The following is a 14,311-nucleotide window of genomic DNA, read 5'->3' as shown; positions in this document are numbered from 1 at the left end:
AGTTACCATCATCATTCAAAAGGAGGCTTGCAGCCGATGTCGTATACCAACTGGTTTATCCCTCTGTGCATCGGAGTCAGCATCATGTTCTCCATAGCCATCGTTATTCTGACGATTGCTACCTTAAGCTTCCGTTCAAAGGTCAAACGAAAATACGATCGGGGGAAGTTCAGTGACTGACTTTTTCCTGGTCATCTCTATTATCAGTATATGGATTGCCGTGCTGGAATCGATCATCATCATGGCGGGAGCCATCGTGTTCATTCATAAACAAAGCCGGCAGAAGCTGGTGAATCCGAGCAATCTGGAGGATTTCCCCACCGTGACGGTCATGGTGCCCGCGCATAACGAGGAACTGGTCATCCAGGCAACGGTCGAGCACATTCTGCAGATGAATTACCCTCACCACAAAATGCAACTGATTGTCATCACCGACAATTGCAAGGATCATACGGCCGAGCGGTTAAAAGCTCTCAAAGCGAATGAGCGTTACCGGGACCGCGACTTTCTTATTTTGGAGAGAACCGGAACCGGCGGCAAATCAGGTGCCCTAAACGACGCGCTCAAGCAGGCAACGGGCGAATGGATCTGTGTCTACGACGCGGATGCCGCACCCGAGAAAAATGCCCTGTTGTTCCTGACGCAGAAGGCGATGGAGCAGCCCGAACGCTACGGGGCCGTCTTCGGACGCAACAAGGCCCGAAACCGCGGACAGAATTTCCTGTCCCGCTGCATCAATCTGGAGCTGGTGACCATACAGCGTGTACATCATACCGGACTATGGCAGCTATTTAAGCTGGGCACCATTCCTGGCACGAACTTTATCGTGAAAACCGCGCTCATTCAGGACATCGGCGGATGGGATGAGCATGCGATCACGGAAGATACCGCGATCTCGTTCGAGATCCTGACGAGAGGGCAGCTTATTGCGCTGGCTCCCCAAGCCGAAGCTTATCAGCAGGAGCCAGAGGATCTGAAGGTCTATATGAAACAGCGCGAACGCTGGGCTAAGGGCAACTACAGCGTTGTCACGGACAATATTCATCATCTGTTTGACCGGACCAGCTGGCGGATTAAGCTGCATGTGTTATATTATGCCGCCAGTTACTTCTGGTTTATGATTGCCATTATCATCTCGGATATTATATTTGTCGCCAACATCGTGTATCAGATCATCGGCCTGTTTAACCCGGCCGTCGTCTCCCCTTTCCGGTTTGAAGGCGATGTGTATATGTATCTCATCATTGCTTGGGCCTTAATGTATTACATCTATGTCCTGCAGATTAACCTGGCGCTCGCAACGGACATCGGGCAGAGCCACACACGCAACTTCATTCTCTCCTGCGTGTCGTACTTCACCTACGCCCAGCTGTTCCTCGTCATATCCATTAAAGCCTTCTACTCCTTGATCGTGGATAAAATCACGGGCAGGGAATCCAAGTGGTACAAGACGGAGCGGTTTGGATAGAGTCACCCTCAGGCAACTGTGTTTAATACAAAGAAGGGATCACCATGACATGGCGATCCCTTCTTTGTATTATTATGCTCACCATACTGTGTAAAGTCGTTACACAATCACGGCAATTTACTATTCTCTCAGCTTCTTCTGCTCATGACGAAGTTTTTCAGGTGTCACATCATTTCCGTTGGGATCCACGATGCTTAATCCCGAAAAGGTGCTTAGCACCTGTCCGCGAATTTCACGCAGATAGTCCGTGCGCAAAACTTGCTGTTCGGCTTTTTCCGCGGCAGTAATTACCCCCTCCCGCTGTTTTTTAGCCAATTCATTAATCCGGGTTAAGCTTTTGATCATGATATCCCTCTTTTCCATTTGATTTTCATTTATCTTAATATTAAGATATAACAATATAAAATGTTTGTCAACCCCGCCAACTTTCGCTTCCGGAAGGGTAGAATTTGTGATTTTTTCCCTACCCAAAGCCTCCTCATTTCCTTAAACTTGGTGTTTAAGGTTTATTTATTTACAAATCGTGGTTATTGTTAGTATTGAAACCTTTGTGTTCGCAGCATAATAAAAAAAGCAGGTCCTCATCCCTTAGGAAAAATTACTTATGCCTTTCTGGCAGAACTTGAAATATAATAGAGGAACTTAACTTTAATCAACTGGGGGAACATCTATGAAATCTCAGCTCAACAACCCAGCTTCAACGGGGAAAAATGATCGTTTTTCCTCTGCTGGATTTATTTTGGCCGCGATCGGGAGCTCTGTCGGCCTCGGAAACATGTGGAAGTTTCCTTACATTACGGGAGAACACGGCGGCGCAGCTTTCTTCCTGCTCTTTATTATCTGTCTCATCGTGATCGGTCTGCCCGTCCTGTTGGCCGAGCTTGCCATCGGACGAGCTGGCCGCGGGAGTGCTGCAACTTCCTTCGTTAAAGCGGGCGGACCGAAAGTCTTCGGTCATCTTGGATTGCTCCAGGTCATTGCACCGTTTCTCATTCTGACCTTCTATGTTATTGTGGCAGGCTGGACGCTACATTATGCGGTCATGTCGTTTAGCGGCAATCTGTACAACAATACCGATTTCGGTGGTCAATTTACTACGTTTACGGAAGGCTACATGCCGATTATATGGCAATTCGCCGCTATTATTATTACCGGATTGGTTGTAGCTAAAGGAATCTCCGGAGGGATCGAGAAATTCAACAAGGTTCTGATTCCGGGCCTAATCATTCTGTTGATCGTACTAATGATCCGTGCGGTAACCTTGCCAGGAGCTGGCGCGGGCGTTTCCTTCTTCTTGAATCCTGACTTCTCGAAGCTGAGCCCGGAAGCGGCGCTGGTCGCGCTGGGGCATGCCTTCTTCTCCCTCTCGCTGGGGATGGGGATTCTGTTGACCTACGGCGCTTATGTGGATAAGCGACAATCGCTAGGTCCCGCAACCCTTGCCATCGGCGCGGGTGACCTGATTTATGCGTTTATTGCCGGGCTCATTATATTCCCGACAACCGCTTCTTTCGGGATTGAACCGAATGCAGGACCTTCTCTTGTCTTCATTGCCTTGCCAGCTGCCTTCTCGGCCATGCCGCTGGGTTCTTTTTTCGGGGGATTGTTCTTTATTCTTCTAGCCATCGCCGCATTAACATCTTCCGTCTCATTGCTGGAGGTCCCAACCTCGTATGTCATGGACCGCTGGCATTGGGGACGGACTAAAGCCGTAATCGCCATTAGCGTACTGGTTATGCTGATCGGTCTACCCTCCGCGTTGTCATTCGGCATCGTACCTGGGCTTTCCGATATCGGCGACAAAAACTTCTTCGATTGGCTGGATTTCATCACATCCAATATTCTGCTTCCGGTCGGGGGTCTGATCACCACTCTCTTTGCAGGATACTTCTGGAAGAAGGCGGCAGATGCCGCTGGCCTGAAAGCCGGCTGGTTCCGGGTATGGCTATTCATGCTCCGTTATATCGCGCCAGTACTCGTATTTTTGGTGCTGCTTCATACCACGGGTGTGATCAAGTTCGATTAATTGTAGCCAAGGCAAAGGCAATCTCATCGTCACACGGGACGAATGGGGTTGCCTTTTTTATCCGGATTTAATTGCGATTCCGCATCACCATCTAGAAAAATTTCAGTTAAAGGGTTGAGCAAGTAATGAGTTTTGAGTATGTATTTGGTGTTGGATTAACCTTCATTCAATGCCTCCTACTGTTTTTCTGGGCATATTGGATGCTCATCAGTCTCTTTGGCTTTGGAAAACCAAAGAGACTCAAGGAATATAAACCTTTGAAAAGATTTCTTCTCATGATTCCTGCGCACAACGAAGAAGCGGTTATCGGACACCTTGTCGAGAACCTTCATAAAATGGACTACCCGAGGGAGCTCTATGAAGTGTGCGTTATTGCTGATGGATGTAAGGATAGTACAAGTGAAATCGCTAGAAAACTTGGTGCTATCGTTATTGAACATACCTACCTGCCAGGAGACCAAAAGGGAAAGCCTTATGGAATTAAATACGCCATTGAGCAGTATGGAGATAGGTTAATCGATGATTTTGACGGTATCGCCTTCTTCGATGCCGACAACTTGGTCTCATTGAACTATTTAAGGGAAATGAATAACCACTTGTTGAACGGGGATCAATTAATACAATGTTACCTGGATTCTAAGAATCCCAATGACAACTGGGTGACAATAGGTTACTCCGTAAGCTACATTTTCATGAACCGCTCTTGGCAGCTGGCTAAGTCCAGATTAGGCTTAGGTAACGCGATCGGTGGAACTGGGTTCTGCGTAGACACGACTCTGTTCAAAACCATCGGTTGGACCGCTCGTTCCTTAACAGAAGACCTTGAGTTTACGATGCAGTGTTTGCTTGAAGGTGTACCAGCTAAATGGTGTCACTTTGCGCGTGTGTACGACGAGAAGCCGGAAAGTTTCAAATCTTCCTGCATTCAACGTCTCCGATGGGCAAGAGGGCATTGGGATGTTTGCTTTAAATACGCTCACCGATTAATTTGGAGATTCATTAGCAAGCTAGACTTCAAAGCTTTTGATGGATTTATGTACCTTATTAATCCTGGCAAGATTGTTTTAAGTGCTGCAACAGGTCTCCTTATTTTCATATCCATGGCTACCGACTTATTAGATGCTTATCATTTGATTCCTTGGCAAGTTTGGATGATATGCTTGTTATTCCAATTCATTTACGTAGGGTACGCACAGTTTCTTGATTCGAAAAATAAAGTAAGCATCTTCCGGAACTATGTGTACCTGTACTTCTTCAATCTAACTTATGTACCACTGTTCCTTTGGTCACTCATTACAATGAAGAACGTAAATTGGAATCCTACAAAGCATACACGAGCTATACATTTGAGCGATATTGAAGTAGAAGATTAGAGTGGAATTATTTAGATGTGACTACTATTTATTTCAGCTATTTCGCTAACAGCTGCTATTTCCCGAGAAATAATGACATGTGATACAAAGGCTTGAGTTTTATAGGGATATTTCTACATAAAAAAATAGTTTACGCACAATTAAGTGGATAGTATAACCTACAGTCACTCAATCCCTTTCAACCTCTAGTTAATATGTCAATATATAATAAATTTTAAATGTTATATTAGATTCCCGCGATCTCCACATCATGTCTAATCCATCATTCATTCAGAAGAAGTACAAAAACCATGCACTCATCTATTCATGAGCGCATGGTTTGTATTTGTTCTTCTATAGTGGAATAAGCATAAGAATACTTTTATTACTATATCCGGTTCGATTCCGTGTTCGGCTACGCACCGTCTTCGAAATCAAAATTCAATTCCGCGATATAGCGGTATCAGGTGGATTACGTTATATCGTGCTATATGCTATACATGCATATGTGGCTGCGCGTCACCGCACAGAAGTTTAGACAAAGTTTAGCTGGTTATTTCTTTACAGGCCCGGTAGATGCTCCAGCCACCAATTCCGCCGGCAATCGCTTCTCAACGGCTACATCATCGTGATTCATGATGCCCAATACCGTCTCGATCGCCAGCCTGCCCATCTCTTCCTCGTTCTGCCGCATATGGGTAAACAAATAACCTTCGCCGATATTTAGCTGCGGACTGTCGAAGCATATGATGGATACGTCCTCCGGCACCCGCAGACCGAGGCGCTCTGCCGCAACCTTGGCTAGCAAAGCAATGTTATATTCGATCGCAAAAAAGGCAGTAATCGACGGGTGATCCTGCAAATGCTGCACGATCCGCTGGATTTCGCGTTCAATATTGCTCTCGTGGAAGGCATTGGGCAAAGTGGCCGTCACGTCGCTAATCCAGATTTCCTTATCAAACGCGATGCCCCGGGCGGCATGAGCCTGCACGAACCCTTCAATCCGTTCTTCAACCGCTGTCGTATCTCTCGGCGGAGGAGACAGCAGAGAAATATGACGGTGACCCAAATCGAATAAATGCTCCACCGCCTGCACGGCTGCCCCAAGATTATCTGTACTGATGGAAGCCGCTGCGACTCCCTTCAGCTTGCGATCAATCAGAACAAGCGGGAAACGGGCAATAACCATCTTCAATATTTCGGCATTGAAATATTCCCCCTGGGCGGGAAATACGATGAGTCCGTTCACGCCGAGATTACGCAGCTTCTGAATGGATAATTCCTCATTATCCTGGTCTCCAAATGTTCTGCGCAGTACCAGAAAACAGTCATTGTCCCTGGAATACTGCTCCATGCTGTAGATAAGACGCGTTCCATAGCTTGAAGAAAAGTCTGTAATGACGAGGCCGATCATCTTCTCCCGGCTGGCCGCTGCAGCATCTGTGCTCTCTGAGGAGAGAGGCTCCCTGTGTACCACAGGCTCATCCGGATCAGCTACGAACGATCCCTTGCCCGGCTTGCGTACAATCACGCCTTCGGCCGCCAGCAGATCCAATGCTTTTTTGCTTGTGATTCGACTAACTCCGTATTCATCCGCGAGTTCCTTCTCCGAAGGGACTTTATCGCCTATCCGAAAAATATGGGTTGAGATCTTTCGCTTCATCTCATTAAAAATTTGTTCATACATCGGCTTCGTGGAAGCTGCATCTTTCAAATTGATATCCCTCCAACGGTACTCCAAAACCTACTAATTTATATAACAATATAACATGATATATTTAAATTGTCCATGTTGAACGAATACCGCTTACAAATTAAATACAATCTGAACAGTTCCAACCATGACAAAACAGCGCCGCAGGATAGTCTTTCGCCGGAAAGACTATCCTGCGGCGCTGTTCTCTGTCGACTACCTATTCCATTTGCCGGTACTGGATGTACCCGCTCAAGCAGAGCACGCTAATAAGCCTGACCGGCTGAGCTGTTCTATTCCTTCACGGCCCCCAGAACGATTCCGTGGATTAAGAAACGCTGCAGAAACGGATAGATGAGCAGAATTGGAATCATGGAAACCAGAATTTTGGCTGAGTTCAGGGTCGTGTTGGAAATTTTATTGAATTGCTGCAGCTGTTCGACCGAGAGATTCTGCATCTGGTCGCGCGTCAGACTGAGCTGCTGCAGATAGGTTTGAAGCGGTATTTTTTCGCTGTCATTGATCAGGATGATTCCGTCAAAGAAGTTGTTCCAGTGACCGACGATAACAAACAGGGTAATGGTTGCCAGACTGGGCATGGAAATCGGGATAAAGATCTTGAGCAGGATTTTCAGCGGACCGGCACCATCAATGAATGCGGCCTCCTCCAGCTCCTTCGGAATGCCCTTGAAGAAGTTCATCAGGAGAATCACGTTGAAGACAGGAACCGCACCCGGCAGAACCAGTGCCCAGATGCTGTTGATCAACCCCAGCTTGCTGATCACCATATACCAGGGAACGATCCCGCCGCTGAAGAGCATCGTAAACACGATAATCCACATATATTTATTTCTCGATCGGAACTGCGTGACGCTCCGCGACAATGGATAGGCCATGAGGATGGTCAATATCATGTTGATCGCGCCCCCAAGCAGCACCCGTTCCACGGATATTAGGAACGCCTTCCAAAACTTCGTGTCATTCAGTATCTGCCCGTAGGATGAGAAATTCAGCTCTACCGGAAAAAAGTAGACCTTGCCAGCATTAACAGCCGTGCTGCTGCTGACAGACACCATAATCGTATTGACGATGGGGGCCAGCGACACAAATGTAATCAGAACGAGCGCGAGCATAATCATCAGGCGGGATAGCCTTGAGCCCAGCGTTTTGGATTGAATCATGCTAACCCTCCTAGAAAATCCTGTACCCCGCATACCTCGAGGCCAGCCTGTAGGATATAACGATCAGAATAAAGCTGATGACCGATTTCATCAGTCCGATCGCCGTTGCGAACGAATACTGCATATTGATCAGACCCATGCGGTACACAAACGTATCGATAATATCACCTGTCTCATATACCAGCGGATTATACAGGTTGAACACCTGGTCAAATCCTGCATTCAACACATTGCCGAGACTCAGCGTGCCCAGCAGGATGATCGTCGGAAACATGCCCGGCAGTGTGATATTCAGCGTCTGTTTCCAGCGGCTTGCGCCGTCCATTGCGGCCGATTCATACAAAGCCGGGTTAATCGCCGTCAACGCAGCCAAATACACAATCGTCCCGTAGCCGAATTCCTTCCAGGTATCCGTCACGATGAGCAGCGGCCTGAACCAGTCGTTGCTTGCCAGAAACATGATCCGCTCCAGCCCCAGAAACTCAAGGAAATTGTTAATCATGCCGTCAAAGGAAAAGATCATGGTCAGCATCGTACCCAAGACCACCCATGACATAAAATGCGGCAAATACACGATGGTTTGAACCGTGCTTTTGAAGAGCTTCAGACGCACCTCATTAAGCAGCAGGGCGAACACGATCGGTACAATCAATCCGAGAACAATCTTCCCGACCGCGATGACCAGCGTATTCACAAAAATCTGTTTGGCATCCGGCAGTTGAAACATATACGTGAAATTGTCGAGTCCTGCCCATGCGGAGCCGAATATCCCTTTCGCGGGGATGAACTTTTGAAAAGCCATGACCACCCCGAACATCGGCACAATCGAGAAAATGAACAGCATGACCATGCCGGGCAGCAGCATCGCATGATAGGTCATTTCGTCAAAGGTTCTTCGTTTCTTTTTCCTCCGGTATCGTACTTCCCGCTCTGAATTGACGGTTGTTTCCACTTGCGCCATCGTCCGCTCCACCTCCATCATGTCCCTGTCAGGACAGGCCTTATCGAATGAAAAGCCCCCGCGGATGACCACCAATAGCCCTCCGCGCCAAGGCTCATGCTTTCTTTATCTGCTGCTCATCTGGTTGACCTCTTCCGTAATCTCATCGCCGCCGGTACGCTTCCAGGTGTCCACAAACTTATCGAATTCATCAACGGGGGCTTGGCCCATGATGATTTTCAATATCGTCTCTTCTTCGAGCTTTTGGAGGTTGGCCCACTTCAGCTTCATCGTCTCGGTGGTTCCGTAGAAGCCTGCAGGAATCACTTCCAGATTCGGATTGTTCGCTTCGCGTTGACCCTCGATACGGGAGAGGTATTCGCCATAGGTGTTCACATCGACGGCATTGCCTTTCTCCTTAAACTCCTGATATGCCTTGAAGGATACTACCCTGTCCTCCTGAACGGCCGAAGCATCCCCGGATTGATCCGCCTTCATCAGATCGTCGTAATAACGCTTCAACACGTCGTCATAATCCACTTGCATCGGAATTTGCGTCGGATCATTGTTCCAACGGCTGGCATCGGTCAGCATCTGGTCCGGATGCTCTTTCTTGTAGTTGATTGCATCATCCGTTAAGGAGTACAGGAAATCCGTAGTCAGATTGACCGACTTCATGATCGCTTCGGGATGGTCAAAATCCTTCTTCACCACGACGATACCGCCGCCCACCGGATCCTGACGGATCGTTTTGAATTTGCCGTTCTCGTCTACCGGTGCCGATACGGCAACCCAGACAGCATCGGGATCTTGCTTGATCGAGTCCTTGTAGTTGGTGTAGCCGATCCACCATGGATTAAACAGCATGCCTACCTGACCGTTGATCACAAGCGCTTCCTTCTCTTCATTCGACCGGACGGCGAACTGTTTATCAATCAAACCTTCCTTGTACATGGCGCTCAGCTCCGTCAGCGCTTGCTTCATCTCGGGCTGGACCGAACCATATACAACTTGGCCGTCCTTCTCGATCCAGTTCATCGGAAAGGCGCCATGCGCAGCGAAAACCGGCGTAAAGTTCATGGCATTGGAATCCATCACCATTCCGACCGTCTTGCCTGTTCCCGAGGCGTCCTGCTCCACGAATGTTCTGGCGAGGTTCCATACATCCTCGACGGATTCCGGCATCTTCGCGCCGACCTTATCCACCCAGTCCTTCCGAACCCACAGCAGCTGGTGCTGGTTGCCGATATTCGTCATCGGAAGGCCCATGATTTTACCGTCGACCTTCACCTGGTTCAGCAGCAAGTCGCCATAGGAAGCGTAGATATTCTTGACCCCGTCGGATGCGGTCTTCTCGTACACCTCCGTCATATCGGCAATCAGGTCATTATCCACCAGTTGGTTGAAAATATCGCGGCTGACCAGCATAACGTCCGGCAGATCGCCCGTTGTCATCGATAGCGAGAGCTTCTGATCCATATCATCCGTCTCCCAAGCCACCTTGGCTTTCACATTCACCCGGTCCTCCACGTATCGGGTAGCCAAATTGTCCTCAATCGTATCGCCTGGTGGCAGGTTGTTCACATGATTGGTATTCCGGCCGATCGTAAATTCCACCGGCGTCTCATATTTTCCGTAAGGCTCATAATCCTGCTCTGAAATTTCCGGCTGCGCGTTATCACTCTTGCCCCCGCCGCAGCCGCTGAATACGACCAGCATCATACAGCTGAGCAACAGAGAAGCCATCTTTCTGCGTTTGTTCATCCTGTCATCCCCTTTTTTTCTCGTTTTGGTTGATAATCAAATTGTATGCGGTTTCAAAATTGGCGTATATGCAACATTTTTCGGATATGTATCACTTTTTTCATGACCTTCTTTTCCGACCTCAAACACAAAAAAAGCGGCCGCTGCAGCACCGCTTTCATTACCAATGCTATGGACCGAATAACATACGCTGTTCAGGAGGCTGGAATGACCATCGATACTTCCGTTCCGCTGCCTGACTCACTATGAATATCGAGTCCGTAATCCTGTCCGTAATACAGCTTGATCCGGTCATTCACGTTCCGAACGCCGCAGCCCCCGCTCTCTCCGGCCAGCAGCCTCGCCGCCTGCACGGGAGTCATGCCCACCCCGTTATCGCTGACGATTAGTTTAATTCCCCCTTCGACCTGGCTGACCCCAATGTGGATCTGGTAATCTGCCCCTCCTGCCTCCACAAATCCGTGTTTGATGGCATTTTCCACAATCGGCTGCAGAATAAAATGGATGACCTCGGTATGTAACACTCTCTCATCAATATGGTAATCCACATCAAACCGGCCATCATTCATAATAAGCTGCAAATCCAGGTAAGCCTTGATGTGCTGCACCTCATCCTTGATTGTTGCCATATGCCTCCCCTGATTCAGCGTCGTTCTATAGAACCGGGCCAATGCCGATACCATATAACTCGTTTCGATATCCGCCTTCTTCTCGGCCCTCCACCGGATAAAGGAGAGGGTGTTGTATAGAAAGTGCGGATTAATCTGATTGATCAGCTTGTTATATTCGCTTTCCCTCTTGGCGATTTCCGCTTGATACACCTGGGAGATAAGGCTGTTAATCCGTTTCAGCATTTTGCCGATGCCGTTGGTCAGCTCGCCGAATTCATCCCTGGACGAGCTTTGGATAATGACATCCAGATTGTTCTGCTCCACCTTGTCTACCTTGTTCTTGATATGGATAATTCTGCGCGTGAAATTGTTGGAGATCACATAAATGAGCAGGAAGGTAATGATCAAGCTGAGGATAATGACAAACAACGTAATTTGAAAAATACCGAGCGCATTGGCGTACGCATTCGTGTTCAGCAAATGATAGTGAACCGTCCAGCCATTGTTAGCGAGTGATCGGCTTAGGCTTAGCCCGCTTGGCTCCCCATCCTCCAAACCGGCAGATGCATCCCGCGCCTTGCTTTCCTTGAATATCACCCGCTGCTCAGCATCCTCGATATGAACCGCCACATGCTCCGACAGCTTGTCCAGGTCTGCAAAGATGCTGTCATGCTGAATGGAAATGACCATGAAATTGCTGTCCTTCGGATTGCTGATCAGCTCCTGAACGAGATAAAGCTTCTCCCCGTCCACAATCCAGCGTCTGCCCCGAAATCCATCATACCAAGACTTGCTCTTAAGATCCCCGATCGGCAAAATATTGTCGCGAATCCCCAGCAGCTCACCGGAGGTATAAAAGGTAATGGCCTCAATGTTCTCGTCCATCAGCCGGATGTTCGAGATCAACGGCTCCAGTATGTCACGGAAATCCAGGTACATGTTAAAATAGTTCTCTTCGTAATCCTTAGTGAAAATTTGGGATAAATTCCGATTCAGCACCATGAACTCGCTCAGCGTATTGTACCGGTTAATCTTGTAATCCATAATGTTCGCCACCTGCTCCAGGCTGGCTTCGGCCTCGCTCCGCAGTTCCTTCATCTGAATGCGGTAGGACTGAATGAAGGAGAGCAGCCCGAGCAGAAGAATGGGAATGAGTGCAATCACCAAGTGGGACAGCAGCAGCTTGTTGCGGAACCTGATATCATTGAACTTGTTCTTGATCCACCCGATCATGGAGCACCCCGCACTCTCTATACTGTATCGGACTCACGCCGAACTTGCTTTTGAACAGCTTGGCAAAGTAGGAATGGTTATCGATGCCAACCGCTCCGGCGATATCATTTACCTTCATATTGGAGTTCAGGAGCAGATGGCTTGCCCGTCGCAAGCGGTAATCGGTTAAATACTTCGAGAAGTTCTCGCCGGTCTCTTTCTTGAACAAAATACTCAAATACCCCGGGGACAGGTATACATCGTGGGCTGCATCCGACAACGAAATGTCCCGCTGGTAATGATCCTTCACATAATCCTTGACCTGAAGGATGACCTTGGATTCCACCGTCTCCTGCTCAAGATCCCCACCATAAGGACTGATCTGGGTAATATCCTCCATCACCTCCAGAAACTCCTCCCTGACCAGCGGCTTCAGCAGATAATTTACCACGCCCAGCCGGATGGCGCTGCGGGCATATTCAAATTCGTCATAACCGCTGCAGATGACAATCTTTAGATCCTGCTGCATCTTTCGGGCTTGTTTGCTTAGCGCAAGTCCGTCCATCAGAGGCATTCTGACATCGGTGATGAGGATATCAATCGCGTTCTGAACCAGAATCCGCTCCGCGCTCATTCCGTTCTCGGCTTCCAGTACTTGAAAGGGAAAGCGGTACTGAGAGATCAAATCCTTAATGCCTTCTCTTTGAACGGACTCATCGTCAACAACAAGAACATTAAACATCATGAAATCTCCTTTGCTTGTGAAAGTATGAGGCTAATATAGGAAAATATAGGTTGTTATAAATGGTATGCCTGTTATGTCGTAGTATATCATAGATTTCCGAAAGGGCTTTCATAATCATACTTAAACCTGCTTATCCGTTTCCCCTTTTGATAACTTGAACTATGCATGATCATCACGACTGTTGCCAATCCTATACATCATATTCTTTATTTAGCGGGGAGGGAGATTATTTGGAGCGTTTTGACCCGGAACTGGTCTTTTTTGAGCCGGACGCGTTGGAGTATCCGCTTGGAAAGAAGCTGCAAGCATGGTTTGAAGAATTAGGTACCCCCATTAAAATGACAACATCTCATAATAGGGTGACCGGTATTCCAGGAGAATCGGAAACTGAAAAATACCGCAACGCCAAGAGAACCCTGGTTGTCGGGATCAGGAAAACATTGGACTTCGATACCTCCAAGCCGTCAGCGGAATATGCCATCCCGCTAACTACCGGATGTGCGGGACATTGTCATTACTGCTACCTGCAAACGACGATGAGTTCGAAACCTTATGTGCGGATTTACGTGAACCTGGATCAAATCCTGGATAAAGCAAAGGCCTATATCGCGGATCGGGCCCCGGAAATTACGCGTTTCGAAGCTGCTTGCACGGGGGATCCCGTATCGCTTGAGCATTTGACCGGAGCACTTGCCTATTACATTGAATTTATGGCCAAGCAGGAATATGGCCGACTGCGATTCGTGACGAAATTCGCCAACATCGATTCCCTTCTGAATATCGATCACGGCGGCCATACCAGGGTCCGCTTCTCCATCAATTCCGATTATGTCATCCGTTATTTCGAGCCGGGCACCTCTTCCTTCGAAGAACGGATTGAAGCCGCGGGCAAAATTGCCGAAGCCGGATATCCGTTAGGTTTCATCATTGCCCCGATCGTCAAATATGACGGATGGCAAGAGGGATACTGGCATTTGTTAGAGAAGCTTCATGAGCGATTGAGCCATGTGGAAGTAAAGGATCTGACGTTCGAGCTCATTCAACACCGTTTTACCAAAACGGCCAAAAGCACCATTTTAAAGCGTTACCCCAAAACCAAACTGAATATGGACGAGGAAGATCGGCAGTTAAAATGGGGAAGGTACGGAAAGTTTAAATATGTCTATAAGGCTGAAACCGTCGAGGAGTTCCAGCAGTTGTTCGAGAAGGGGATCCAAGAATATTTCCCTCGCGCGAAAATTGCCTATTTTGTTTAATTGCAGAGACTTGAGGGGCCCAGGCGGTTATTATATGTCTCCACTAACAGCATAACGGACACC

The 14,311-nt window shown here is 48.1% G+C and carries 12 protein-coding genes; 5 read left to right on the top strand and 7 right to left on the bottom strand.

From position 1 onward, the window contains the following. The first annotated feature begins 36 nt into the window (after nt 1–36). Together MKY48_RS02190 and MKY48_RS02185 are read left to right on the top strand one after the other, a co-directional pair. Nucleotides 37–180, top strand: a complete 144-nt coding sequence (locus MKY48_RS02190; RefSeq protein WP_213646286.1) for a hypothetical protein — start codon at nt 37–39, stop codon at nt 178–180. Further along, nucleotides 173–1,468, top strand: coding sequence for a glycosyltransferase (locus tag MKY48_RS02185; RefSeq protein WP_339292180.1), 1,296 nt, complete (start codon nt 173–175; stop codon nt 1,466–1,468). Before MKY48_RS02190 ends, MKY48_RS02185 begins: the two co-directional genes overlap by 8 nt. A gap of 120 nt (nt 1,469–1,588) precedes the next feature. Here MKY48_RS02185 and MKY48_RS02180 read toward each other — a convergent pair whose 3' ends face one another. Beyond that, nucleotides 1,589–1,813 carry a DUF896 domain-containing protein gene (locus MKY48_RS02180; RefSeq protein WP_339293464.1) on the bottom strand — a complete coding sequence of 75 codons (225 nt, stop codon included), beginning with the start codon at nt 1,811–1,813 and terminating at the stop codon, nt 1,589–1,591. A gap of 325 nt (nt 1,814–2,138) precedes the next feature. Between MKY48_RS02180 and MKY48_RS02175 the strand changes: the two genes are divergently transcribed. Together MKY48_RS02175 and MKY48_RS02170 are read left to right on the top strand one after the other, a co-directional pair. Beyond that, nucleotides 2,139–3,494 (top strand): sodium-dependent transporter, encoded by a 1,356-nt coding sequence (locus MKY48_RS02175; RefSeq protein WP_339292179.1) that lies wholly within the window; start codon nt 2,139–2,141, stop codon nt 3,492–3,494. Nucleotides 3,495–3,619: 125 nt separating this feature from the next. Further along, nucleotides 3,620–4,867, top strand: a complete 1,248-nt coding sequence (locus MKY48_RS02170) for a glycosyltransferase family 2 protein (RefSeq protein ID WP_339292178.1) — start codon at nt 3,620–3,622, stop codon at nt 4,865–4,867. 532 nt (nt 4,868–5,399) lie between these two features. Here MKY48_RS02170 and MKY48_RS02165 read toward each other — a convergent pair. The 6 genes from MKY48_RS02165 to MKY48_RS02140 all read right to left on the bottom strand — a co-directional run bounded on the left by MKY48_RS02165 (nt 5,400) and on the right by MKY48_RS02140 (nt 12,989). Continuing rightward, a complete protein-coding gene (locus MKY48_RS02165) occupies nt 5,400–6,560 on the bottom strand; it encodes a GntR family transcriptional regulator (protein ID WP_339292177.1) in 1,161 nt (386 codons plus the stop codon). 272 nt (nt 6,561–6,832) lie between these two features. Next, nucleotides 6,833–7,720, bottom strand: coding sequence for a carbohydrate ABC transporter permease (locus MKY48_RS02160; protein WP_339292176.1), 888 nt, complete (start codon nt 7,718–7,720; stop codon nt 6,833–6,835). Between the two features lie 10 nt (nt 7,721–7,730). After that, nucleotides 7,731–8,600, bottom strand: a complete 870-nt coding sequence (locus MKY48_RS02155; protein ID WP_339293463.1) for an ABC transporter permease subunit — start codon at nt 8,598–8,600, stop codon at nt 7,731–7,733. 186 nt (nt 8,601–8,786) lie between these two features. Next, nucleotides 8,787–10,424: an ABC transporter substrate-binding protein gene (locus MKY48_RS02150; protein ID WP_339292175.1), complete on the bottom strand. Its 1,638-nt coding sequence runs from the start codon at nt 10,422–10,424 to the stop codon at nt 8,787–8,789. Between the two features lie 194 nt (nt 10,425–10,618). Then, nucleotides 10,619–12,268 carry a histidine kinase gene (locus tag MKY48_RS02145; RefSeq protein ID WP_339292174.1) on the bottom strand — a complete coding sequence of 550 codons (1,650 nt, stop codon included), beginning with the start codon at nt 12,266–12,268 and terminating at the stop codon, nt 10,619–10,621. Further along, a complete protein-coding gene (locus MKY48_RS02140) occupies nt 12,237–12,989 on the bottom strand; it encodes a response regulator (protein WP_339292173.1) in 753 nt (250 codons plus the stop codon). Before MKY48_RS02140 ends, MKY48_RS02145 begins: the two co-directional genes overlap by 32 nt. Before the next feature lie 233 nt (nt 12,990–13,222). On the opposite strand from MKY48_RS02140, the gene splB reads away from it, so the two are divergent. Then, complete coding sequence (gene splB, locus MKY48_RS02135; RefSeq protein ID WP_339292172.1) at nt 13,223–14,248, top strand: spore photoproduct lyase; 1,026 nt, start codon at nt 13,223–13,225, stop codon at nt 14,246–14,248. Nucleotides 14,249–14,311 lie beyond the last annotated feature (63 nt).

The organism is Paenibacillus sp. FSL W8-0187 (assembly GCF_037969755.1).
Taxonomy (GTDB): domain Bacteria; phylum Bacillota; class Bacilli; order Paenibacillales; family Paenibacillaceae; genus Paenibacillus_AQ.
This window is presented reverse-complemented; position numbering and strand designations above follow the sequence as displayed.